This is a genomic window from Actinomadura sp. B10D3 (genome assembly GCF_039871695.1).
Taxonomy (GTDB): Bacteria; Actinomycetota; Actinomycetes; order Streptosporangiales; family Streptosporangiaceae; genus Spirillospora; species Spirillospora madurae.
The window spans coordinates 1-772 of the sequence record NZ_JBDPLY010000100.1 but is presented as its reverse complement, the minus strand read 5'-3'; the positions used below and the strand labels follow the sequence as shown (position 1 = coordinate 772).

Annotated in this window: 1 pseudogene; it reads left to right on the top strand. The window is 69.0% G+C overall.

Annotation, left to right across the window (positions count from 1 at the left end):
- A pseudogene (locus tag ABGB11_RS42435) lies at nt 1–772 on the top strand (DNA-directed RNA polymerase subunit beta); the annotation flags it as partial.

Genomic DNA, 772 nt, shown 5'->3' with positions numbered 1-772 from the left:
CATGGAGGTCCGTGACGTCCACCCGTCGCACTACGGCCGGATGTGCCCGATCGAGACCCCGGAAGGGCCGAACATCGGCCTGATCGGGTCGCTGGCCGCGTTCGGGCGGGTCAACCCGTTCGGGTTCGTGGAGACCCCGTACCGCCGGGTCACCGACGGCGTCGTGACGGACCAGATCGACTACCTGACCGCCGACGAGGAGGACCGCTACGTCATCGCGCAGGCCAACTCCCTGCTCAACGACGACGGCACCTTCGTCGACGACCGCATCCTCGTCCGCCGCAAGGGCGGCGAGGTCGAGCTCGTCCCCGCCCGCGAGGTCCAGTACATGGACGTCTCGGCGCGGCAGATGACCTCGGTCGCGACCGCGATGATCCCGTTCCTGGAGCACGACGACGCCAACCGGGCGCTGATGGGCTCCAACATGCAGCGCCAGTCCGTTCCGCTGCTGCGCAGCGAGGCGCCGCTGGTGGGCACGGGGATGGAGTACCGGGCGGCGACCGACGCCGGCGACGTCATCACGGCCGAGAAGGCCGGCGTCGTCGAGGAGGTCTCGGCCGACTACGTGACCGTCATGAACGACGACGGCACCCGGACCACCTACCGCGTGTCCAAGTTCAAGCGGTCCAACCAGGGCACCTGCTTCAACCAGAAGCCGATCGTGGACGAGGGCGCCCGGGTCGAGGTCGGGCAGGTCATCGCCGACGGGCCGTGCACCGACAACGGTGAGATGGCGCTGGGCAAGAACCTGCTGGTGGCGTTCATGCCGTGG